The following is a 24121-nucleotide window of genomic DNA, read 5'->3' on the forward strand; positions in this document are numbered from 1 at the left end:
GCAACACCTTCTTTTTAAGCGAAACTTTTACTTATATGTCATCACTATAGCCTGCATTGTCGCGGCGCTACATTCGACTAAAGTCAGCCCTAGGTTGAGTTCATTAACTCATCAATACCTTGGCTCACCAACTCACTCAACGACAGGAAAAAATATTCGAACGCAATAAAAAAGAGCGCCGAAGCGCTCTCTTGAGTTGATGCGAATGATTAAGCGATGAGCTTAGTGACCGCTCGCTTCACCCGAACCTTTAGGGAAGCGAATCGATTCAACCATTTCTTGAACATGCTGTGGTGTAGCCGTCGTGACTCGACTGACTAACGCTGCCACACCGAAGTTCACTAACATGCCCACCATACCAATACCTTCTGGCGAAATACCAAGGAACCAGTTAGCGGCAACGTTATCGGCTGGATTAACAAACTTGAAGTAGATGATATAACCCGCAGTAAACAGTAAACCCGTTAACATACCGGCAATCGCGCCTTCTTTGTTCATTGTCTTAGAGAAGATACCCATGATGATCGCTGGGAACAATGAAGAAGCCGCTAACCCGAAGGCGAACGCCACCACCGCGGCCACAAAGCCTGGTGGATTCACCCCAAAGTAACCCGCAATCACAATGCCCACACCCGCCGCTAAACGAGCAAACATTAGCTCTTTTTTATCGGAGATATTTGGCATCAAGTTTTTCTTGAGTAAATCGTGTGAAACAGAGGTTGAAATCACCAACAACAGACCCGCTGATGTTGACAGGGCCGCAGCTAAACCACCCGCTGCAACCAGAGCGATAACCCACGCTGGCAGATTGGCGATTTCTGGCGTCGCTAATACGATGATATCGTTATCGATCTTCATTTCGTTTTTGCTAGCAGCATCTTCAATCTTACCTGACGAGTAATAAATCTTACCGTCGCCGTTTTTATCGTTCCACTTGATCAGACCCGTTTTTTCCCAGTTTTTAATCCAATCTGGTGCACTCTCATAAGCCACACCTTTAGCATCTGGACCATTAATGGTTTCAATCATGTTCACACGGGAGAACGCCGCGAGTGCAGGGACTGTAGTGTACATAATCGCGATAAAGACTAACGCCCAACCTGCAGAAATACGTGCATCTTTCACTTTAGGAACAGTGAAGAAACGTACGATAACGTGAGGCAAGCCAGCAGTACCCACCATCAAAGCACCCGTAATACAGAAGACGTCAATCATGCTCTTAGAGCCATCTGTGTATGGAGCAAAACCTAACTCGGTAGAAACATTATTGAGTTTTTCTAGCAGGTAAACGCCAGAATTGTTGCCCGCCGCATCAAGCAGCTGCGCCCCGAAACCGATTTGTGGAATAATGTGGCCTGTCATCATCACAGACAAGAAAATCGCTGGCACCATGAAAGCGAAAATCAATACGCAATATTGAGCAACCTGAGTGTAAGTAATCCCCTTCATCCCACCAAGAACAGCGTAGAAGAACACCACAGCCATACCAATATACACACCCGTGTCAACATCCACTTCTAAGAAGCGAGAAAACACCACGCCCACACCGCGCATTTGCCCTGCAATATAAGTAAAGCAAATGAAGATCGCGCAGATAACCGCGACAGTACGCGCAGCCTGAGAATAATAACGTTCACCGACGAAATCTGGCACAGTGAACTTACCAAACTTACGTAAATAAGGCGCCATACACAGGGCCAGTAATACGTAACCGCCCGTCCAGCCCATCAAGTACACGCTGCCGTCATAACCAACAAAAGACACGATACCTGCTAACGAAATAAACGATGCCGCAGACATCCAGTCTGCCGCCGTTGCCATACCGTTCACGACAGGATGAACGCCACCGCCTGCGACATAGAATTCTTTGGTTGATCCCGCTCGTGACCAGATTGCAATCCCAATGTAGAGCGCAAACGAAAGCCCTACGATAATATAAGTTAGTGTTTGAACATCCATCTCAAAGCTCCTTAGTCTTCTTGTACGTTATATTTTTTATCTAAGGCGTTGGCTTTTGCCGCATAGACAAAAATAAGCGCAACGAATACATACATAGATCCCTGCTGTGCAAACCAGAAACCTAATTTAAATCCCATGAAATGAACTTCATTGAGTACATCAACCAATAAAATGCCGCATCCAAAAGAGACTGCAGCCCAAATGGCTAATAAGCTCAGTACGAGACGTAAATTCTCGCGCCAGTATCCTTTTGCCTTGTCGTTATTTTCAAAACCCATAGTGACTCCCCTGTGCTGTTTTAATTTTAAGTCTTGTTTAATCTAGCAACAGCTGGTGTGAGCACAATCACGACTTTCGTCTAACCCGTGATTCAAAACACTGTCCATAAATAGTGAATAGAAACAAATTCAACGAGTTAACAATGATTTTACATTTGGATACAGTTTCAACTTTTTCAACAGGTTAGACCAATGTCGAACAAGAATGAGTAAAAACAAGGGGAATTGGGCGGCAGTAAAAGTAATAGATAGGAATAACTTGTTGTCTAAAATGGAAAAATCAGAAATTCAAACAGTTTTAATGATGACTGTAGACTGAGATCATTTATGATTTTAGCGCTGATAATGGATGAGATATCATTTAATCAATAAGCCATTACCAATCACTCATTCAACTTACTTGAGGCCGACCGCACAACGATTTCACTTAAGAATAGTCATCGCCCAGTTTGGCTTACCAATGCTGGCAACGAGTCATCTTTTGAGTTTAAGGCAAAAAATAACCCAGCCTAAACTGGGTTATTAACGTTAGATTGGCCAATGGCGGAATAATGACCTTGCAAGGTCGTTATCCTTTAACGGCGATAAACCAATTTTCCATTTATTAAACGCGGTTACTTCGCGGCTAAAAACTTCACTAAGGCAGCCAGTTCTTCTGGCGTGTGCGCGGTTGAGGTCAGCATATAACGGCCATTAACCAGTAATGACGGGACGCCCTTGATCCCAGCAAGCTCAGCTTGAGAGTCATAATTCATTAGGGTGAATTTGGCATCGACGGAATTCATCGCGGCATCAACATCATCCACTTTAGCACCTTGAGCGACAAAGAAAGCTTTAACTTGTTCAGGCGCAGTAAATTGTTCACCTTTCTCATGGATTTGCTTGAAAATAGCGCCATGGGTTTGCTTGGTCATCTTTAATTTTTGCGCCACATAGTAGGCAAGTTGGCTCAGTTCCCAAGCAGGACGGCCAGCGCCAACCGGGGTCCGCTCAAAAGCGACATCTTTGCCGAGCAGTTGCACTGTCAAGTCCATAAGCGGTTCTTGTTTATAGCAATGCGGGCAGTTATAGGAGAAAAACTCCCGCAGCACAGGCTTTTGTGCTTCGGTAATCCCCGCTACCGTAACATAATCTTTGCCTTCTTCGAAACTTGCGGCCTGCAGTGCAAAGCTAGCACTCAAGATTAATCCGCACGCCAATGCGGCTATAGGTCGAACTCGATTAAACACGCTCATTATATTGTCTCTTTTTATTCGTCATTGATTTAAATAAGGATGACACATTCGCTCAAGCAAAACTTGGAAGCCAAAGATAACCTAAAAGCTCGGCTTTTACCTTTAACAATAATTAACCTTTCTCAACATGCCGCTAGCATATCCAGCGGAGAAGCATACTGATATTGAAAGCCTAAATCTGTGACAATGGCGTCAGCTTGGATGACTTTACTCGGCATGGATTGTTGATTAAATTCGGGCGCGACTAAACCTAGGGACTCGGCAGCAGCCTGATAAAACTCAGCTTTGGTAGGATGCATTGGCGCGCAGAGGTTATAAATCGGAGCCACAGCTAACCCTATGCCCGTTGCCGCGAGTATCCGACTTACCGCACTAACACAATCACTTAAGTGAACTAAATTCACTGCCACATTGGCGCCACTGACATCAGTTTTCCCTGCAAGGAAACGTCCAGGATGACGTTTGGGACCTACGAGCCCCGCAAAACGGACAATACAGCTATGGGGCCGCGCTTGAAATAAAGCTTCTGCATCTAATAGCACTTGGCTGTCGCTGGATTCTGCCAAGGCATCGGCTTCGGTCATCACTTTATCTTGGGCCGGATACACACCTGTGGTGCTGATAAACACAATCCGCTGATATTGCCAGCCTTGGGTTAATGCGATGAGTTGTTGTAATTCTTCAAGATAGGCAGCGTTACCGCGTTTTAATCGGGGTGGAATATTGACCACTAGATAATCGGTTTGCAACAAACCGCTTAATGCCTGAGCATCGGGGGCTGAGGATACTTCACTGCCTAATTGCAGCGAATAGGCTTCAATTCCAACCTCAGTTAATATCGATAATTCATCAGCGCTACGCTTACAGCCTGTGACTCTGTAACCCTCATGGACAAGCTGCTTTGCTAAGGCAAAACCAAACCATCCACAACCGACCAAGGCAACACTGGATTTAACTGCGCCGTTTTCTGCTTTTACATTCGCCATATTAGCCCTAAGGGAATCATATCAGCGGATAGAATACGGAACTTAGTGCATAAGATTCAAGTTTGTAGCGAACTAAAATAAAAACTGATCCCCTTATCAACTTGCAAGGTACGAATAGCGCCCTCTGACAACTCTTCCGCTTTGATGGCTTTTTGCACTGTTACGCCTTCATCACTTAAGAAACGCAGCGAAGCATCACTCCCATCCTCTTTACAAGCCCAGACTTGAGGCTGACTCACCTCTTTGGTGGTCATGATCACTTTCGCAATGCTGTCATCGGAGAGTTTTACTATGGTTCCCGGTGGATAGATGCCGAGAATCTTAACCAAGACTGCAATCAATGACTCTGAATGCTTACTCGAACGGTTTTTAAACAGATAACCCAATGCCACTTGAGGAGACGTTGCTTGCTGGCCACTGAGCTGCTGATCATAATCATTTGCTAGGCTTACGATCTGCGTAATGATTGGGATCTTATGCCCCGTTAATCCGTCAGGAAATCCCGAACCATCAACAAACTCATGGTGGTGTAGAATGACATTTAACACCTCTTTAGGGAATAATCCTGACCGATTCAACATGTCAAAACCAAAATTAGGATGCATTTGTAAATAGCTGGCTTCGTGTGTCGTCAGTGCACCACGCTTTCGGCGGATCACATCGGGCACTTTAAGCTTTCCGATATCATGCAGCAAACTGCCAAGGGCAATATCACGCAGATCTCTTGGAGTTAAATCCAGCGCGTGACCTATCATCATTGCCAACACCGCCACAGAGACACCGTGTTGGGTCACACTCACCTCTTTCTCATCCATCCCAACCAAGGTCAGAAACGGTGTTTCAACTTCCTGCAAATGGCTTAGCATGTCTTCAACCAGTGCCGCCGAAAGTCGATAGGCGCCTTCTGGATCGCTGACTATCTTACCAAACACATTACGGGAATTATTCACATTCATTAAAAAACGCTTTTGACTTAAACGCATCGCCTTACGGGTATCGGCCTTAAGATCCCGTTCGGGTTCGATGGCTATCTCGTCTTCGATGTCTTCGTCTTCTTCAACGATATCCAGTTCGGCATTCGATTCCGATAACAAAAACACATAGGGAACCCCTAGGCCACGGATCATTTCGATTTGAGCGGCACTGCTAATATCAACGCGATTAAATAAAAAAGGGTGATTCGTCCATGACAAAGGCAACTTGACTCTCATGCCAAGCTGAATTTCTGATAGTAATAATTTTTTTTGAGGTGCTTTTGCCACGCAATATGACTCCTTACAAATGTGATGCGGAGCATAAGCAGATGACCTCATCTGCGTATCCCACAGGGCACATTCAAGCTAAGTACATATAACTATAGATGATTCAGAGTGTTCGATGCAGAGTACACATGAAAAATCCTTATCAAACTGAGGCATAAAACACATTAAATCGTACCATTCGCCTCAGTCTTAGATAAAGAGGCTAAATAACAATAGGATAGAATCTTATGATTGAGGCTCATTTTGCTCAACGTTAGGGTCTTCTTTTAGCCAATCACGCAGGTAATAATGGAGTCGTTTCGATTTAATGAGATAAATGCTAGACCAGAACAAGATTAGCGCATCTAAAGCGAGGCTCCAATGGAACAGGAATTGTCCATGGCTCAACCTTTGCCCCAACAAAACGCCATCAACAATCAGCAGCAACCACAGCCCCCATTTTAAATGCACAAAAATAGGCCTTAACCATTGAGGTGAACGGCGACGTTCGGCAATCACCACAAGATAAATCAAAACCGCGCCCAGTCCCGCCCCGAGTGCTAGCAAAAAATCTGATTTTTCAGGGTAAAAAATCCTCACTAACTCAGAACGGTCACCCATTTGGGTCAGCGAGGCGATAAAAATGCACCAACCGCGCGCAAGGTAAGCTAATAGCGCATATAAAAAGATCGGCGGTTTAATATGGCCTTTATCATCGAGCCAAGTGATGTGACTGAAATTCAAATAGGTTTCCAATTAGCAAAAACTAAAACAGCATATCAAGGAGATGGTGCCTATCGCGGCTAATTCAATAGCCAAAGCTGACTATCTTTCCATGTCGTCATTTTTGCTATGCCACATAAAAATAGCGCCTTGGGCAAGGCGCTATTTAATGCTCACGGTTCAGTGGTTTTTAAACTGTAGATGCAAAACATCAGACCAGAGCCAGTAGCCTATTTCAGCCCACAGCAATCAAGCGTTCGCGGCGAGCAGTGCCAATAACTCGTCCTCATCCATCACCTTAACGCCAAGCTCCTGCGCTTTAGCGAGTTTGGAACCTGCCGCCTCACCCGCCACTAAGCAATCAGTATTTTTTGAGACACTACCAGCCACTTTCGCGCCCAGCGCCTGCAACTGCGCCTTAGCATCATTACGATTGAGCTGATTTAACGTCCCGGTCAATACCCAAGTTTGGCCTTTAAGCGGCTGAGCATCTGCACTTGGCGCTTCTATGGCTGGCCAATGCACGCCAGCCGCGATTAAGGCATCGATAACCTCAAGGTTATGGGGCTGAGCAAAAAAGTGCGCCACATGCTGGGCCACCACAGTGCCAACATCTTCCACTTCGGTTAACTGCTCCACAGTGGCCACCCGCAGCGCATCTAAACTGCCGAAGTGCGCCGCAAGGTTTGCCGCTGTCGCCTCGCCCACTTCGCGAATACCCAAGGCATATAAAAAACGCGCAAGTGTTGTAGTTTTGGCAGCTTCAATCGCCGCCGCTAAATTGGTTGCCGACTTCATCCCCATGCGGTCGAGCATAGTCATCATAGAGGCGGTGAGCTTAAACAGATCTGCAGGACTTTGGACGAGTTCTTTATCAATCAATTGCTCGACAACTTTGTCGCCCATGCCATCGATATCCAAAGCCTTGCGAGAAGCAAAATGCTTAATCGCTTCTTTACGCTGCGCTTCACAGAATAAACCACCGCTACAACGCGCCACCGCCTCACCTTCGAGACGCTCGACTAAACTGCCGCACACAGGGCAATTATGCGGAAATACAATATCAGTCGCTGTTTCAGGGCGTCTTTCGGGCACTATGGCAACAATTTGTGGAATAACATCGCCGGCGCGGCGGATGATCACAGTGTCGCCGACTTTAATGCCTAAACGGGCAATTTCATCGGCATTGTGCAGCGTCGCATTCGATACCGTCACGCCGCCAACAAATACTGGCTTTAAGCGCGCCACTGGCGTGACAGCACCTGTGCGGCCCACTTGGAAATCGACGCCTTCAAGTAGAGTCATTTCTTCCTGTGCGGGGAATTTATAGGCAATCGCCCAGCGGGGAGATTTAGCCACAAAACCTAAACGTTGCTGCTGGGCAATATCGTTAACTTTCATCACGACGCCATCGATTTCAAAGGCTAAATCGCCGCGACGAGTGAGAATGTCTTTATAGTAGTCATAGACTTGGCTTAATTCAGCGCAGACTTTGATTTCGCTACTAACGGGTAAACCCCACGACTTAAGCTGCTGTAACTGCTCGAAATGGGTTTTAGCTAACGGATGAGAATCCGGCTCAACAACCCCTAACGCATAGGCATAAAAAGCCAATGAACGGGCAGCGGTAATTTTACTGTCGAGTTGTCGTAAGCTGCCAGCGGCGGCGTTACGGGGATTAACAAAGAGTTTTTCATCCTTGGCGCGCGCCCTGTCATTCAAAGCCTCAAAGGCCGCTTTTGGCATAAAGGCTTCACCGCGCACTTCAACGAGTTCAGGGAAATCATTGCCGCGCAGTTTAAGCGGGATCGATTTAATGGTTTTAACGTTTTCAGTGATGTCTTCACCGACAGAACCATCGCCGCGGGTCGCGGCGCGCTCAAGTACGCCATTTCTATACAAGATACTCACGGCAAGGCCATCGAGTTTAGGCTCGCAGCAAAAACTCACCTCACCCACTTTATCGGTGACACGTTTGTGGAAAGCACTGAAATCCGCTTCATCGAAGGCGTTATCTAAGCTCAACATAGGTTTAAGGTGAGTGATTTGATCAAATTTGGCGAGCGCCAATCCGCCCACCCTTTGAGTTGGTGAATCAGCCACAATCAAATGGGGATATAACGCCTCAAGCTTGAGTAAACACTGCATCAACCTGTCGTACTCAGAATCAGTAATGCTCGGCGCATCATCCACATAGTAACGAATGTTGTGCTCGTTCAGTGATTGGCTGAGCGCCTGCATCAGCTTCGATGCGTTTTCAGGGTTAACGTCTTCTGACACTAGTGTATCGAGTTGAATGTCTTGCATATTCTTTATCCAGAATGCTTTAGATCACAAAAGTAGATCATAAAAAATGAGGCCGCAATCGCGGCCTCATCAATGTATTAACCGCCAAATTGCGGCGTCGGCTAAGCGTTAGCGCGAATACGGTGTAAATAATCTTGCTTAGTAAACTCGCCCCAAGGTAAACGTTGACCGTCAAGTACCACGGCATCGATCTCCTTAGCGAGTTGGCGCGCAGAGTTAAGCATAATCGAGAAGTTCATTAAAGCATCGCCGTAGCAAGGTAACGTCATGAAAAATACCACACCTTGAGTACTGAACTGCTCCATGTTGTCCGGATCAAACACGCCAGGTTTTAGCATGTTAGCAATAGAGAACAAGACTTTACCATTGCCCGCATTATCCACATGGCGATGGAAAATATTCATGTCGCCATATTTAAAGTTCAAAGTTAAGAAACAAGGTAGCAGTTCAGCGCCGTTCAGCTGTTGGCCATCTTTTGCGACCACATGTAAAACCAGCACGTCGCGTGGCTCACCTAATTCATCTTCAGCGGCTTGTTCAACATGCGCTACTTGTTGATGATCTGTTTCATATTCATTTTCTTCAAACAAAGCAGTTTGCTGCGGCGCGGCACGTAGCGCCTGTTCTTGCTCAGCGGCTTTTTGCGCCACAATAGCAGCATGGGATTGACCCATTTGCGGCACTTGCGTGCCCAACACGGGCTCTTGGCGCGAGACTTTAGGAACGCGGTGTTGCTCTTTTGCAACTGGTGGCTGCAAGCTAAAATCAGGCTGAGCTGGAATAGGTTCGTGTTTCGTTTCTACCTTCAGCTCTGGCTTAAGCCCTGATTTAAGTTCTGCTTTAAATTCTGGTGATGTCAATTCTTGCGGCTTAGTCTCTAGCTTCACTTCCTGTTTCAAATAAGGATTGGCCGCGGGAGTCTCGTTATTAGGCGTCATTTCGCCAGCTTTACGCACTCGCACAGCACCAATACCGTCGGCATCAAATCCTTCGGCATCAATTCGCTTCGGACTCGGCTCACCTTTCTCAGCCTGTTTCTTATAAAAGTTGCTCATTGGGCTATCTTTCAATGACTTAGGCTGTTGTCTTCTGATAGACCAAAATCCATGCACCAGCACAGCAACTATGGCTATGGCGCCTAAAACGAACAATACTAGTTGCAAATCTTCCATTGGTTACCCTGTCTTTCTTCTAGTTATCCAGCGTCAGCCATCGCCACCGCTTGCTCTATGTCTACCGCAACTATACGAGACACACCGGGCTCGTGCATAGTCACGCCAATAAGTTGATCCGCCATTTCCATGGTTATTTTGTTATGGCTGATATAAATAAACTGTACGCTCTGTGACATTTCTTTCAGTAATCGACAGAAACGTTCTACGTTGGCATCGTCTAATGGCGCATCCACTTCATCTAACATACAGAAGGGAGCAGGATTCAGCCTAAAAATGGCGAATACCAATGATAAAGCGGTTAATGCTTTTTCACCACCCGAAAGAAGATGGATTGTGCTGTTCTTCTTCCCCGGTGGTTGGGCCATGATAGTCACGCCCGTTTCTAACAAATCGTCGTCAGTTAACGCTAAATAAGCTCGGCCGCCACCAAACACTTTCGGAAATAAGCGCCCGAGATCTTCGTTGACTGAATCAAATGTCGTCTTAAAGCGGCTTCGGGTTTCCTTATCTATTTTACGGATCGCTTCCTCTAAGGTTGCAAGCCCTTTATTTAAATCGTCATCTTGATGATCAAGATAAGATTTTCGCTCACTTTGCTGTTCAAATTCTTCGATCGCCGCAAGGTTAATGGCGCCTAAGCGAACAATTTTCTGCCGTATTTGATCTAAATCACTTTGCCACTTGTCAGGCATGCCCTCTGCGGGCAAGTTGCCGAGGATTTCAGACAGAACAATTTGCTGTTCCTGTAAGGCTTCCAGCTGACTATTGGCTTGGCCTTTTATTCCTTCACGACGTAACTTTAACGTGCTCAGGCTTTGAGTCAAGCCCTCAAGCTTACCAAGCTCTTGTTTTTGCTTTATTCCTATACTGTTTAATGTCTCAGTGAGCCCACTTTGCTGCTGACGGACATTTTTTAAGCCCTGTTGTTGCTCATGTTGTTGCTGTAATAGCTGCGTTAACTGTTCAGTCAGCTGCACACTATTTTTTACGCCACTTAATTGGGCGACTTTGGCAAGTTCGGCTAACACAGACTCACGGGTGTGGATAAGTTCATTGACACGTACTTGCTGTAATTCAATTTGTTCAGTACTGACAGCCATACGCATAGTTACAGCTTGTAAGGCCGAAGTCGTGGTCGATAACTGACGTTCAACCTCTGTAATTCGCGCTTTCAAAGCTTGATGGCGCACGCTATCGGCCTGCGTGTCTTGGGTGAGTTGCCGCTGAATATCAATACTCGCCTGCAACGCATCATCAAGTTCTGTTTCTTGCTCTGCCAATACTTCGCATTGCTCGCTCAAGCGTTCAAGGTCAATCAAGCTCGCGCTTAATGCCGCTTCGAGTTTGTTCTGCTGCTCAGCGCGCACCTTCAGTTGCTCAGTTAAGCCACTGAGCTGCATCGACTTTGTCGCTTTATCCAACTGTAATTGATGCGATTTTTGCGCGCCAGCAATCAATTGTTGCCTTTGCTGCTGCAAGATAGCCGCAAGTTCCGCCATTTTATCTTGCTGAACGTGCAGAGATTGCTGTAAATCGAGGATGTTTTGCGCTAGCTGAGCTTGCTCTTTGCTGAGCTGCACCAGTGACTGAGCGCCCTCTGTCTTAGTGATTAAAAAACCTTGACCGAGGAGATATCCGTCGGCGGTGACAATCCGCTCATCGGTCTTTAACTGTGGCAGTAGTTGTTTTGCCGCGTGAATATCTTTTGCCCACTTAAGCCCCGCTAACCAAGGGGTAAGATTCACCTCAGCCTGTAAATACTCACTCCGGGTAGATTGCGACGCTAACGCTTGAAACCCCATTTCGGTTTCAGTGACGCCAACGGGAAAGGTCAACAAACCATTTAGGGCGAGTTCAGCCGCAGTTTCCCAACCATTTTCAACGGTTAAACTCTGCCATAACTGCGGTTTATCACTTTGCTGTTCCTGCTTAGTCAACCACTGTTCGACCAGCTCATGGCGCGCTTTGGTCGCGGTTAATTGCTGCTGAATCTGCTCGGCGCTATGGCGGGCGCCATCTAAAGCTTGCGTGCTTTCACTAACAAGTTGTTCTTGCTGATGATTAATCTCAGCTTGTTGTCTGATAGCGTCTGTAAGAGACGCAATTTCTTGTTGCAGTGGCGTGATGTTTGAGGCGAGATCGCTGTCCACTAAAGCGATGAGCTGCGCTTGCTGCTCACTGCTTTGCTGCTGTTTATGCTGCAATAATTGCTGTTGATGCGCCAACTGACTGCGGCGCAGCTCAAGCTGTAACTTGTGCTGCGAAACATCCACGGCCTGTTGGCGCGCCACTTCGGCCTGCTGCTGACTGCGCTCTATGCTCATTTCCCATTGGGATTGAAGCTCATCCATGATTTCTTGCTGTTCATCATGCTGCGGCCCAAGCTTGGCAAGCTCAAGCTCTAACGCGCTAAGACTCGCTTTATAGCCGTTGAGCTTATCGGTGTTTTGCAGGATCTGTTCTTTAACTTGCGCCAACTGGGTTTCAAGCTGGGCATCACGCTGCTTTTGATTCTGTAACTGTTGTTCTAACTTAGCGATGTCGGTGCCCGTCAGATAATAGGCCTCAACTGCACGTTGTTCTTGCTCCGCTAATTGGGCGAGTTGCACTTGCAATTCAGTCGTTTGCAATTCATCGGTTTGCGCGAGCGACTGCGCCGCCGCTTGTTGCACTTCTATGGCGCGGATTTGCTCAGACAGACTCGCCATCTGATCTTGCAACTCTTGATAGCGCATCACGAGGAGTTCAGCATGGGTCTTGCGCTCAGCCTGTTTAAGCTCGCGATATTGCTTTGCCGCCTTGGCTTGCTGCGCCAGTTTATCTAACTGTTTGCCGAGTTCACTGCGAATATCGCCTAAACGCTCGAGGTTTTCGCGGGTATGGCGGATACGGTTTTCGGTTTCACGGCGGCGTTCTTTATAGCGAGAAATCCCAGCCGCTTCTTCAATAAAAGTGCGCAAATCTTGGGGTTTAGATTCGATAAGGCGAGAAATGGTGCCTTGCTCAATAATGGCGTAGCTGCGCGGACCAAGGCCTGTGCCCATAAACAAATCGGTAATGTCTTTACGGCGACACTTTTGGCCATTGAGAAAATACCAAGACTCACCGTCTCGGCTCACCTGACGCTTAACGGCGATTTCTTCGTAACTGGCGTATTGACCCGCGAGGCGACCCTCTTTGTTTTCAAAAATAAGTTCAACACCTGCCACAGACACAGGTTTTCGTGCGCTTGAGCCGTTAAAGATCACGTCGGCCATCGAATCACCGCGCAGGTGCTTTGCCGAACTTTCACCCAATACCCAACGCACGGCATCGATCACATTCGATTTACCGCAGCCATTTGGGCCAATAATGGCGGTTAATGCCTGTAAAAAAGGAATTTTAGTGGGATCGACAAACGACTTAAAGCCGGCAAGTTTTATCTGTTTTAATCTCATGGTGCCAGTTAGCGCGTCTCTGAAGTCTGGCCCGAAAATGAGCCCAGTGGTGCAAATACATTTATCGGCCAACTTTAACAAAGCAGGCAGCATTTTGTAACGCTTTTTATTGAATTCATGCGGCTTTTAGCTTGTCATCTGCCCATGAGTTGATCACAATCGCAGTTATCTTTATATCAGGCTGTCTCTCAAGCTGTAGCCCAACTTTTTGGAAAGACGATATGACACAGAAGAAAACCTTGCCCTTCCCAGCCAAAAGCGGCGTTAATTATTTTCTCGATGGCTTTGGTTTAATTACACGTAAAGGCCTGCGCACTTTCGTGTTTATTCCCTTGATGATCAACCTGCTGCTGTTTGCGGGCGTCATTTATGTAGCAATAGGCCAGTTAGATACGCTATTCACTTGGATGAATGCCCAGTTGCCTGACTACTTAAGCTGGTTAAACTTTTTACTTTGGCCACTCGCCGTCACCACTATGCTGGTGATGCTCGCCTTTGTGTTCAGCTCAGTCATGAACTGGCTCGCCGCCCCCTTTAATGGTCTGTTGGCTGAAAAAGTCGAGCAGCTGTTAACTGGCAAGCCGCTGAATACCGGTTCTGGCATCGATTTAATCAAAGACTTACCGCGTATCCTTGGGCGTGAGTGGATAAAACTCAAATACTATCTGCCCCGCGCATTGGTATTTTTATTGCTGTTTTTAGTACCTATGGTGGGCCAAACGCTGGCGCCAATTTTATGGTTCCTGTTCAGCGCTTGGATGATGGCGATTCAGTACTGCGATTATCCCTTCGATAACCACAAGGTCAGTTTTAAGGATATGCGCTTTGCCTTGAATCAAACCCGTGGCACCAGTTTTAGCTTTGGTGCCACTGTGACACTGTTTTCGATGATCCCCATCGTCAACTTTATCGTGATGCCTGTGGCGATTTGTGGCGCAACGGCCATGTGGGTCGACAAGTATCGTGAAGCCTACCGCAATCATGCAATCGCACCAGAATAATTAAAGATAACAATACTTGTCTAAAATGATGTGGGTTTGATATCGATTCCTGCAACATAAAAACAGCCTCAATTGAGGCTGTTTTTATTGATAAAGATCGCAGAACAATCTGCGCTACTAGGTTCAGCTTAGCACTTCTGCAAAATCACACTGCCGATGGAATATCCCGCACCAAAGGAGCTTAATAAGCCTAAATCACCCGCTTTAAAGTCGCTGGAATACTTATGAAATGCAATCACGGAGCCCGCGGATGCGGTATTGGCGTACTCGTCTAACACGACAGGCGCTTGTTCCGCTGACACATCATCCCCTAACAGTTTTCTCACCACAAACTGGTTCATGTTGATGTTCGCTTGATGCAACCATAAACGCTTAAAAGACTGCGGCGTTAATGCTTGTTCGGCCAGATGTTCATCCAAATGTTGGTAAATCATCGGCAGTAGCTCTTTAAACACTTTACGTCCTTGTTGGTGGAACAGTTTATCGGCCTGATGGGCAGCACTCGGATCGCAGCGATTCAAGAAACCAAAATTACTGCGAATATTATTCGAATAATCAGTAAAACAGCGGCTTGAGAGGATTTTAAACACATTGTCAGATTGAGCTAGACTTTGCTCTTCCAGTACCAGTGCGGTCGCGACATCACCAAAAATAAAGTGGCTGTCACGATCGCGATAATTCACCTGCGCCGAACAAATCTCTGGGTTGATAACGAGCACTCTTGAGGCTGAGCCCGTCGCAATCGCATTAGCAGCAGCAACAATGGCAAAGGTTGCCGATGAACACGCCACTTGCATGTCGTAACCATAACCGCGCGTACCGAGCGCACGTTGAATTTCAATTGCCATCGCAGGATAGGCACGCTGGGTATAAGCACAGGCAACAACCACCAGATCAATCTGTTCAGCTTTGAGATTGGCATTGCTAAGTGCCATCAATGCAGCTTCAACCCCAATTTCAGCCTGCATGGATAACTCTTCGCTGCTGCGCTCTGGAATTAACGGCATCATGACTTCGGGATCGAGAATGCCCTCTTTCACCATCACATATCTGTGCTTGATGCCCGAGGCCTTTTCAATAAATTCGCTTGAGGAATAGGACAAAGCCGCGATATGGCCTTGCTCGATTAAGCCAGCATTTTCAAGATTGTAAATATCCACATAAGCATTGAAGCTCTCAACTAAGGCTTCATTAGAAATACTGTGGGGCGGCGTAAATAAGCCACTCCCCGAAATCACGACCTGTTTCATAGGTGCTCCGAACGGGTGCTTGTTGTAAGGTGAGCAGAAGCGGCATCATCACTCGTAAGCGCGGGCGATAACTCATTTTGCCCCTGTTCTTGCTGCTCTAATCGTTGCTTTTTATGCATTTGTGCTAAGTCTATCACGACTGTTGAAGATATTTTATCTTGGATCCCCTGCCGATTGGCATCCCAAAATATTTGCATAAAGCCAAGTAAGCCAGTGGTGAAGCCTGCGGCATAACCACCGTAACGGCCAAAGGCGGCCCATAAACTGATTTTAGCGCCATCGAGCTGGATCACCCGTATACCAAGCATCTTCTTACCTAAGGTTTGACCATCAAACCGCGCGGTAAAGACGGTAAAGTAAAACGCCGCCCAACCAAAGCCCAATCCCATATCACTCATAAAACCTTTAACCCAAGCGATAACACTGTGAGTGGTGGATTCCTCTTCATCATCGGCGCCTTTCCCTTTTGTGCCTAGCTGAAGTACAGTTTTGGTTACGTTTGTCGTTTCGGGTACTTTTACAGTGTTAGCCACAAGACCTTGCGCGGCATCGGTTGGTTCACTGGTTTCAATGGTTTGAGTCGGCTTAAGCGGCTCAGATTGTGTATCAAGCTTTGGCAACTCGATTTGGGACGCGATAACCGGCCACAAGGTACCATCAAGCACTTCTGTCTGGAGCTTTTCGCTATCTACGACTGACAAACGACTGTTGGCTATGGTGCTAAGGACTATCTCCCGTCGCTCAGTCTCTGTCATACCCTTTGATGCTGAAGCATTTTCTATCACTTCGCGCAGGGATTGAACTTGGGTTTTACCACAAGCGTAATTATCACAAAGACTCAACGAAATAATGGCAGGAAGAGAGGTTAAAACCTGCTCTCCCAATACTGTCTGCTGGTCTGATTGATCAATATCAGTACTGTTTGAACCTTGGATATTAAAAATATTATCAACAGTGGTCAGCAACATAAAAGCCAACATCACGGCATAAAGACCCCATTTGAGTAAACGACCCAATTTATGACTGCGTTTCTCAATATAGATGATACCGACCACCAGCAATACAAACATCCAATCCATCTGCTCCGCTAACACAGTGATTAGCAAACCATCAATCAACATGGCTAAAGCGCGTTTTAGCGGCGTCGCCAATGGCGTATAAAGTACAGTGTCTGCAATGGTAAAAGCATGGGGAGTTACCATAGTTTTTGGGTCTTTGCCCAAATCAGTTTGCTGTTGTCTCATGTTTGCGTCTTGTCCGATACGAGTGATAGGCTTGTTTTACGATTGACACATCAAGGAGTTATCCTTGCGAATGCAACAATCTTTTTTATGTTAGCAAGAGGTTAACACAGTTAAACTGGCAGCCAATCAGGGTTTGCGAATAACAGCAAGCTCTTTAATAACCAAATCGAATAAAGAAGAACAAACAATCACTTCTAAAAGCGCCACAGCAGATTATGATTCAATAGTGCCAACATAGGAGCAAGCAATCCATGAGCAAAATTTTCGAAGACAATTCATATACTATTGGTAATACCCCGCTAGTACGTTTAAACCGTGTTAGCCAAGGTAAAGTGCTGGCCAAAGTCGAAGCGCGTAACCCAAGTTTCAGTGTTAAATGCCGTATCGGTGCCAATATGATTTGGGATGCCGAGAAAAAGGGGCTACTGACTAAAGACCACGAACTGATTGAGCCGACGTCTGGCAACACAGGTATTGCGCTGGCGTATGTTGCTGCGGCACGTGGTTATAAACTCACTCTAACCATGCCGAATACCATGAGTTTAGAGCGTCGTAAGCTGCTTAAAGCCCTTGGCGCAAATCTCGTGCTGACAGAAGGCGCGAAAGGCATGAAAGGTGCGATTGATAAAGCGGAAGAAATCCGTCAATCGGCTCCTGAAAAATACATTTTATTACAGCAGTTTAATAACCCTGCTAACCCTGAAATCCATGAAAAAACCACAGGTCCAGAAATCTGGAATGATACCGATGGCGAAGTGGATGTGTTTGTTGCAGGTGTAGGTACGGGCGGTACGATTACAGGTGTGAGCCGTTACTTGAAAAAAGTGGCAGGTAAAACCATTACCTCAGTTGCGGTTGAACCTGCAGATTCTCCTGTGATTGCGCAAACCTTAGCAGGTTTACCAGTACAACCTGGACCACATAAAATCCAGGGTATTGGTGCAGGCTTTATCCCTGGTAACTTAGATTTAGAGTTGATTGACCGCGTAGAAGCTGTCACTAACGATGAAGCCATCGACATGGCCCGCCGCTTAATGCAAGAAGAAGGCATTTTAGTGGGTATTTCATCGGGTGCCGCCGTTGTTGCCGCAAACCGCATCGCTGAATTGCCAGAATTTGCGGGTAAAACCATTGTGGTGATTTTGCCATCGGCTGCCGAACGTTACTTATCTTCAGTCTTGTTCCAAGGCCAATTCGGCGACGAAGAAAACATTCAATAATCGACGTTGGATTCCCCTTTAAAATACCCAGCCTTTGCTGGGTATTTTTATTTTTGACATTGCATTAATTAGATCCCGGCTGCAGAGCGTAAACAAGTTCTAGCTCAAGTTTGGATGCAGCTCATAGTTCTCAGTATCACCAGTAGCATTAGCGACTCAGTGAGTTATAAAGCACAGATATTCTCGTCAATCGATTCCTTTTTATGCCTTTTCCCCCTCAACCTATACCAACGCCATTAACACCAATATTGATAAGAAAAAATTACTGTATGAATAAAATTAATCAAATTTATTTATCATCAACACCCGCAGTACACTGAGGACATCAAAACAGCGCCCCAAAAAAGCGATGTTAAGCATTGTCAGTATTGAGAGGTATTCAAAATGACTTCAAAACGCAAACGCTGGACATCCCACGCAGCTAAACTTCCCAGCCCTATGGCTGGGTTGGCACTGGCAATTGCCAGCTTAGGTTGGACATGGGAGAACATGACACCTTCACTTAATGGCGCAGGACAACTCACAGGTGCCATCATAGCCTCTGTGTTACTGTTATTGCTCATGGGTAAATTCATGCTTCATCCTAATATTTTAAAGGACGAGCTTAGTCACCCTGTGATTGGTAGTGTGATCCCCACCTTCGCCATGGGCTTGATGGTGGTGTCTAAATCACTCGGCGACTATTTCCCCAAAGCTGGCTTAATCCTGTGGCTAGTCGCCATTGGTATCCATGTGATCTTCCTAAGCGCGTTTATCTACTATCGCGCCATTGATTTTAAACTCGAGCACATGGTTCCAAGCTGGTTTGTACCACCGATTGGCATTATCGTCGCGGCGGTGTCTTTCCCTGTGTCTGACTACCAATGGTTAGCAAATGCCATTTTGGTTTTTGGGATGTTGGCTTACTTAATCATGCTGCCTTTGATGCTCTATCGCCTCATTTTCTGTCAGGCGATACCCGATGCCGCTAAACCAACCATTGCCATTCTCGCGGCGCCCGCCAGTTTATCACTTGCAGGTTATCTGACCGTTTGCGAGCAGGCGTCGATTCCCTTAGTCGCCTTACTACTGAGCATCGCCATTCTGATGACCAGCATCATCTACTTGGCCTTCTTTCACCTACTAAAACTGCCCTTTAGCCCGGGATACGCAGCCTTTACCTTCCCAATGGTGATCGGTGCTACCGCGCTCTTTAAAACCGCCGCCTGGCTAACCCAGTTCAATAACATGGGTGAGTTAGCGATATGGATAAAATACTTAGCAGAATTCGAGCTTGTGATCGCCACCTTAGTGGTTGTCTATGTTGCTCTACGCTATTTAGCACACTACTTTCCACTGCAGTTTAAAGTGGAAGAGCTAATAAACAGAATAGAACCAAGTAAAAATTAATTCTCTATTTTATGCGCTCTGTACACATTAATTGGAATAACCTACCAAAACTCAAAGAAAGATGAATCGAGATTCATCTTTTTTTGAGTAACGAAGATATTAATAAAACCCTCAAAAATCAGTTCAATTTCAAATCGAACCTATCCTAGTCCTTCTAAAAAAATGCATATTTAAGAGAATCTTAAATCTAACTTAAACAGCATGAAATTCTATATATAAAGTTAAGCTGCACAAGCAAACCTGAAGAGATACAGAATGACTAACTAAATAAGCAAAATTTCCTATTTTCTCTATAAAAATAATAAAAAAGTATGATTTAACCAAAAGCAAATAAAAACAAAGCGCAAACAATTTTGCAAAATAAACAAACCTATAATTAACAAATTTAACAAAAAACATCAAAACAAGTACTAGGAAGCCATCATTAATGACATTAATGATGCGCATACCCTTTGCAAAAAAACATTTAGCATCAAAATTCACAAACAAATAACAATTAAAGTAACATTTATAATGTTGCACTTGTTATTTCCTTGTGGTTATATCTTGAACCTAATTAAAGGTGACACTTATTGGTTACAAAAGTGACTTTTAATAAAATAAGAATTAAACAAAAAAACAAATGTTAAGGGAGAATAAAATGCGCGCAAATTCTACATTAGCCAAAGCTGTTCGCTTTGCGTTAATCAGCGGAGCTGCTACAGCCGCTTTGTCTACGTCAGCTGTATTTGCTGCTGAAGACGGTGCAAAAGTTGAACGTATTGAAGTAACAGGTTCTCGTATTCAAAGAACTGATATGGAATCAGCATTGCCTGTTACGGTTTTATCGGCTGAAGATATAGCTAAAACAGGCTTAAGCGACGTTTCTGCAGTATTAGCACAAATGCCATTTAACACTGCGGGAAGTTTTATTAGTGACGCTGGAAGTTCAGCAAGTAACCATGCAAGTTCAGGTATGCGTGGATTAGGCTCTAACCGTACGCTAACATTAATTAACGGACGTCGGATCGCTCCTTCCGCAACATTTGGTGGTGATTCAACCAACCTCAACTTAATCCCCATGGATGCAATTGAGCGTATCGAAATTTTACGTGATGGTGCATCAGCTATTTATGGTTCTGACGCTATCGGTGGTGTAATTAACATCATTCTTAAAAAGACATTCGATGGCTTAGCATTCGATGCAAAATTCGGTAGCCCAACACAAGGTGGCCGTGATGAAAAATCTGCTTCTATTACATTTGGTAAAACTGATGATAAAGGTAGTAGTTTAGTTGTTATCGAACATAAGGCATTTGACCCTCTGCAAGGTGGACAACGCCCTCACATAACAGCTAACTGGGACCAAAAATATGGTCGAAGTGGTTTGTATGCTCCAGAAGGAACATATCGTCCTGTAGCATCTCGCCCAGGAAAAGGCGCTGATGGAACATTTGATGACCCTGTTTACACAGGATTACAAGTTCCAGGTAAAGACTGTCCTGCTGATAGAGTTATTACCACTAAAGATGGCTCGGCCTGTGGATTCAGTCATTTTGATGGCACAGATTACTTACCTGAACAAACTAAAGACTCTATTTTTTCAAATATGACTCATCGCATTACTGATGAACTAGAGTGGTTTGGTCAAGCAATTGTAATGCGTGATAAATCAACCACATCTTCAACAGCATTATGGACTCCTAATCTATATATGGCTGCTGATAACAAGTTAAATCCAACATATGGCACAGCTCAAGCGTCAGAGGTTCAAGCCTATCACCGCTTAAAAGGTGTAGCTGATCGCAAAACAGAATTCGACTCAAATGTAGTCGATATCGTTACTGGCTTGAATCTTGAATTAGATGCTGGTTCATTAAGCTGGTATGTTCAATATTCTGATCAAGTCGTTAATATCGAAACGGACTCTTATGTCTTTGAAGATAAGTTACAAGAAGCTGTAGATAAAGAACTGTATAACCCTTTTGTGGAAGGTGGCAATGCAACACAGGCAACCTTAGATACATTTTTGCATACAGCAACACGTAAGGCGACATCGAACACAACTGGTACAGGTTTATCTTGGGCAGCCTTAGCACCAATAGCATTACCTGGTGGTGATTTAGGCTATGCCGTCGGTGTTGAATATCAAAAAATGGAGTACAAAGATACTCGTGATGCACAACAAGCAGCAGGAAATGTACTAGGTACTTATGGTGGTGATTCAGCTGGTGACAGAAGCTATAAAGCGGCATTTGTTGAATTAGAGCTTCCAGTTCTAGAAAATTTAAACGTTAAACTTGCTAGTCGTTATGACCAATACAGTCTTCCAGATGTTGGCCAATTATCAAGTTCAATTAACGTCCGCTATGAAGTGCTTGATAACTTAGTATTGCGTGGTTCTTATGGACAAGGCTTTAGAGCACCGTCTTTAGACGATTTACTCGGTGAGCCAGCAACAAGCTACGATTCAATAACTGATACTACTCTGTGCCAGAGCTTACCTGCTGATCAACAAGCTGGTAACAAAGCATGTGAAGATAACCAGTATTTACGTAAAAGTTCGGGTAATAAAGACTTAGATCCAGAGAAATCTGCTCAATACTCATTTGGTGCAGTATGGAACATCACCGAAAATATTGATTTGGTTGTTGATTACTACAATATTGAAATTACTGACCAAGTAAGTTATATCGATGCTCAAACTATTGTCGACTTAGAAGCGACAGCTGGTTTAGGTGCTTACGATCCAAACTATATTTATGTAAAACGTAAAGCTGATGGCACAATAGATGAAATTGGTGCTGGCAACATCAACATGGATGGCGTACAAACTTCAGGTCTAGATGTATCCTTTACGTCTAAATACGATCTAGGCAGTATGGGCGAATTAAAGTTTGCTGTTGAGGGTACATATGCACTTGAATATTCAGAGCAAGCAAGTCCAATCGCTAAACGCTATGATGTTTTAGGAACTAAAGGTTATCCACCACTACGTTTCAATACTACATTTAGCTATGCTATTGACGATTTCTCTGCGTCTTTAATCGCTAAATATATTGATTCCTATGATGGCGAAACACCACAACAACAAGAAGCAGGCACTAATAAGCAAGACTTCTCTTCGTTTACAACTTGGGATATGACGCTAAACTATGACTTTAACAATTATGGAAAAGTTACTGTAGGTGCGCGCAACCTATTTGATGCAATGCCAACAGTTAACTATAGCTTAGGTTACCCTGGATACGATACTGATACGCACAACATCTTAGGTCGTGTAGTATTTGCAGGATACAAAGTTAAGTTCTAATATCGCATTTCTCAATTAGAACTAGAACCTAATCAAAAAACGGCATCTTCGGATGCCGTTTTTATTTACTTCATCATTTACACATCATAGAAAACCGACATAAAAAGTGCCCAGCTACCTGCTGGGCACTTTCACTTCAGACTAATAATTAAAGGCGTTCTAGGAATGTTTAGTCAGCTTAATCTCACTCTGATGCTGAGGTTTTTCAGTATGTGAATGTGGTGCAGAAAAATGTTCCTGATGAGCTTTGTGTGGTTCAGCCAAGGTTACTTTACCCTGCTCTATCCACCAATAACCTAAACCAACAATCACACCGCCGCCGACAATATTGCCAAGGGTGACTGGGATTAAGTTGTTGAATATAAAGTTAGTTACAGTTAAATCGGCAAACTGCTCTTGAGTCACACCTAAAGATGTGAAGAATTCTGGGCTGGCGATAGATTGGATCATCATCCCCATAGGCACCATAAACAGGTTAGCGATACTGTGTTCAAAACCGCTGCTGACGAACATGGCCACGGGTAAGATCAACAGTAGGGATTTAGTCAACACATCACGGCTGGCGAAGGTCATCCACACGCCTAAACACACTAACATGTTACATAAAATGCCTAAGCTAAAAGCTTGGATCCAAGTGTGATGCAGTTTGTGTTGCGCCACTTTAAGGGCATTTAATCCCCAATTACCACCATCGAGTTCATACATGCCTGCGGCGGTGATCAAACAAACCATCAATATAGCGCCGACAAAATTACCCGCATAAACTCGGCACCAACATTTGAGTAATTCAGCGCCAGAGACCTGTTTTTGTGCCCAAGCCACGGTACTGAGTACGGAACTGGTAAACAGTTCTCCGCCGCAAACAACCACTAAGATCAGACCTAAACTGAAGGCTATTCCCCCCACTAAGCGAACTAAACCCCAAGGCGCATCGCCAGCACCTGTGGTCACAGTGAGATAAAATACAAAAGCTAAGGCGATGAAAGCACCTGCAAACACAGCCAAGCCAAAAGATTGCCAAGGCGCTTTAACCACTTTGCTGGTACCGTAAATTTCCGCCTGATTATAACAACTAAAGTGCGCAGAAACCTGTGGCGCTTCGTGGGCGCTATTTATCACAGTTGGGGTTGATGATGGAATTGAGCTTTTCATTGCATGACTCCAACTTCAGATAAACAGACTTGAATGCGTAGCATGTATCTCTCCTGCAGCGCCATTGCGCAGATAGCACGAATCAAAACCGAGATGTTGATTTGCTGAAAATGATGATTCACTAAAGTCTCGCTTTGTACCATACAACGCGCTCATGCTGTGAAGTAGATATTGCTAAAGCGTGATGTTATTCACACCAAAAATGTGAAAACTTTGAAGCCAAAAACACAAA

Annotated in this window: 16 protein-coding genes; 4 read left to right on the top strand and 12 right to left on the bottom strand. The window is 45.1% G+C overall.

Annotation, left to right across the window (positions count from 1 at the left end; genetic code table 11):
• Positions 1 to 222: 222 nt before the first annotated feature.
• From AYJ58_RS15905 to AYJ58_RS15945, 9 genes are all read right to left on the bottom strand, one after another.
• The gene (locus tag AYJ58_RS15905; protein WP_106650869.1) at positions 223 to 1959 is read right to left on the bottom strand and encodes a sodium:solute symporter family protein; all 1737 of its coding nucleotides are present in this window, start codon (positions 1957 to 1959) and stop codon (positions 223 to 225) included.
• Between the two features lie 11 nt (positions 1960 to 1970).
• Positions 1971 to 2237: a DUF4212 domain-containing protein gene (locus AYJ58_RS15910; RefSeq protein WP_106650870.1), complete on the bottom strand. Its 267-nt coding sequence runs from the start codon at positions 2235 to 2237 to the stop codon at positions 1971 to 1973.
• A 614-nt stretch (positions 2238 to 2851) separates the two neighbouring features.
• The gene (locus AYJ58_RS15915) at positions 2852 to 3472 is read right to left on the bottom strand and encodes a thiol:disulfide interchange protein DsbA/DsbL (RefSeq protein WP_198555482.1); all 621 of its coding nucleotides are present in this window, start codon (positions 3470 to 3472) and stop codon (positions 2852 to 2854) included.
• Between the two features lie 122 nt (positions 3473 to 3594).
• Positions 3595 to 4458 (bottom strand): NAD(P)-dependent oxidoreductase, encoded by an 864-nt coding sequence (locus AYJ58_RS15920; RefSeq protein ID WP_106650872.1) that lies wholly within the window; start codon positions 4456 to 4458, stop codon positions 3595 to 3597.
• Between the two features lie 56 nt (positions 4459 to 4514).
• Positions 4515 to 5720 carry an HD-GYP domain-containing protein gene (locus tag AYJ58_RS15925; RefSeq protein ID WP_106650873.1) on the bottom strand — a complete coding sequence of 402 codons (1206 nt, stop codon included), beginning with the start codon at positions 5718 to 5720 and terminating at the stop codon, positions 4515 to 4517.
• A gap of 225 nt (positions 5721 to 5945) precedes the next feature.
• Positions 5946 to 6443, bottom strand: a complete 498-nt coding sequence (locus AYJ58_RS15930) for a DUF2919 domain-containing protein (protein WP_106650874.1) — start codon at positions 6441 to 6443, stop codon at positions 5946 to 5948.
• A 228-nt stretch (positions 6444 to 6671) separates the two neighbouring features.
• Positions 6672 to 8729, bottom strand: a complete 2058-nt coding sequence (gene ligA, locus AYJ58_RS15935) for an NAD-dependent DNA ligase LigA (protein ID WP_106650875.1) — start codon at positions 8727 to 8729, stop codon at positions 6672 to 6674.
• Positions 8730 to 8830: 101 nt separating this feature from the next.
• On the bottom strand, positions 8831 to 9901 hold the full coding sequence (gene zipA / locus AYJ58_RS15940; protein WP_106650876.1) for a cell division protein ZipA: 1071 nt from the start codon (positions 9899 to 9901) through the stop codon (positions 8831 to 8833).
• Between the two features lie 23 nt (positions 9902 to 9924).
• Entirely contained in the window at positions 9925 to 13341 is a 3417-nt protein-coding gene (locus AYJ58_RS15945; protein ID WP_106651845.1) for a chromosome segregation protein SMC, read from the bottom strand.
• A gap of 221 nt (positions 13342 to 13562) precedes the next feature.
• On the opposite strand from AYJ58_RS15945, the gene cysZ reads away from it, so the two are divergent.
• Complete coding sequence (cysZ, locus tag AYJ58_RS15950; RefSeq protein WP_106650877.1) at positions 13563 to 14342, top strand: sulfate transporter CysZ; 780 nt, start codon at positions 13563 to 13565, stop codon at positions 14340 to 14342.
• A 128-nt stretch (positions 14343 to 14470) separates the two neighbouring features.
• Here the strand turns inward: cysZ and AYJ58_RS15955 are convergent, their stop codons facing one another.
• Both AYJ58_RS15955 and AYJ58_RS15960 read right to left on the bottom strand, forming a co-directional pair.
• Complete coding sequence (locus AYJ58_RS15955; RefSeq protein WP_106650878.1) at positions 14471 to 15592, bottom strand: beta-ketoacyl-ACP synthase III; 1122 nt, start codon at positions 15590 to 15592, stop codon at positions 14471 to 14473.
• Positions 15589 to 16836 (bottom strand): RDD family protein, encoded by a 1248-nt coding sequence (locus tag AYJ58_RS15960; RefSeq protein ID WP_106650879.1) that lies wholly within the window; start codon positions 16834 to 16836, stop codon positions 15589 to 15591. The genes AYJ58_RS15955 and AYJ58_RS15960 overlap by 4 nt, the downstream gene beginning before the upstream one ends.
• A 251-nt stretch (positions 16837 to 17087) precedes the next feature.
• Between AYJ58_RS15960 and cysK the strand changes: the two genes are divergently transcribed.
• The 3 genes from cysK to AYJ58_RS15980 all read left to right on the top strand — a co-directional run bounded on the left by cysK (position 17088) and on the right by AYJ58_RS15980 (position 22737).
• Positions 17088 to 18056, top strand: a complete 969-nt coding sequence (gene cysK, locus AYJ58_RS15965; RefSeq protein WP_006085400.1) for a cysteine synthase A — start codon at positions 17088 to 17090, stop codon at positions 18054 to 18056.
• A 384-nt stretch (positions 18057 to 18440) separates the two neighbouring features.
• Positions 18441 to 19445 carry a TDT family transporter gene (locus tag AYJ58_RS15970; RefSeq protein ID WP_106650880.1) on the top strand — a complete coding sequence of 335 codons (1005 nt, stop codon included), beginning with the start codon at positions 18441 to 18443 and terminating at the stop codon, positions 19443 to 19445.
• A gap of 640 nt (positions 19446 to 20085) precedes the next feature.
• Positions 20086 to 22737: a TonB-dependent receptor plug domain-containing protein gene (locus AYJ58_RS15980; protein ID WP_106650882.1), complete on the top strand. Its 2652-nt coding sequence runs from the start codon at positions 20086 to 20088 to the stop codon at positions 22735 to 22737.
• A gap of 159 nt (positions 22738 to 22896) precedes the next feature.
• Here the strand turns inward: AYJ58_RS15980 and focA are convergent, their stop codons facing one another.
• Complete coding sequence (focA, locus tag AYJ58_RS15985) at positions 22897 to 23889, bottom strand: formate transporter FocA (RefSeq protein WP_106650883.1); 993 nt, start codon at positions 23887 to 23889, stop codon at positions 22897 to 22899.
• Between the last annotated feature and the right edge of the window lie 232 nt (positions 23890 to 24121).

This window comes from Shewanella sp. Pdp11 (genome assembly GCF_002838165.1).
Taxonomy (GTDB): domain Bacteria; phylum Pseudomonadota; class Gammaproteobacteria; order Enterobacterales; family Shewanellaceae; genus Shewanella; species Shewanella hafniensis.

Coding starts and splice junctions, on each gene's coding strand:
- zipA (WP_106650876.1), bottom strand. CDS start 9,901: ATGGAAGATTTGCAACTAGTATTGTTCGTTTTAGGCGCCATAGCCATA.
- cysK (WP_006085400.1), top strand. CDS start 17,088: ATGAGCAAAATTTTCGAAGACAATTCATATACTATTGGTAATACCCCG.
- ligA (WP_106650875.1), bottom strand. CDS start 8,729: ATGCAAGACATTCAACTCGATACACTAGTGTCAGAAGACGTTAACCCT.
- AYJ58_RS15970 (WP_106650880.1), top strand. CDS start 18,441: ATGACTTCAAAACGCAAACGCTGGACATCCCACGCAGCTAAACTTCCC.
- AYJ58_RS15915 (WP_198555482.1), bottom strand. CDS start 3,472: ATGAGCGTGTTTAATCGAGTTCGACCTATAGCCGCATTGGCGTGCGGA.
- AYJ58_RS15910 (WP_106650870.1), bottom strand. CDS start 2,237: ATGGGTTTTGAAAATAACGACAAGGCAAAAGGATACTGGCGCGAGAAT.
- AYJ58_RS15955 (WP_106650878.1), bottom strand. CDS start 15,592: ATGAAACAGGTCGTGATTTCGGGGAGTGGCTTATTTACGCCGCCCCAC.
- AYJ58_RS15920 (WP_106650872.1), bottom strand. CDS start 4,458: ATGGCGAATGTAAAAGCAGAAAACGGCGCAGTTAAATCCAGTGTTGCC.
- AYJ58_RS15905 (WP_106650869.1), bottom strand. CDS start 1,959: ATGGATGTTCAAACACTAACTTATATTATCGTAGGGCTTTCGTTTGCG.
- AYJ58_RS15945 (WP_106651845.1), bottom strand. CDS start 13,341: ATGAGATTAAAACAGATAAAACTTGCCGGCTTTAAGTCGTTTGTCGAT.
- cysZ (WP_106650877.1), top strand. CDS start 13,563: ATGACACAGAAGAAAACCTTGCCCTTCCCAGCCAAAAGCGGCGTTAAT.
- AYJ58_RS15960 (WP_106650879.1), bottom strand. CDS start 16,836: ATGAGACAACAGCAAACTGATTTGGGCAAAGACCCAAAAACTATGGTA.
- AYJ58_RS15980 (WP_106650882.1), top strand. CDS start 20,086: ATGCGCGCAAATTCTACATTAGCCAAAGCTGTTCGCTTTGCGTTAATC.
- focA (WP_106650883.1), bottom strand. CDS start 23,889: ATGAAAAGCTCAATTCCATCATCAACCCCAACTGTGATAAATAGCGCC.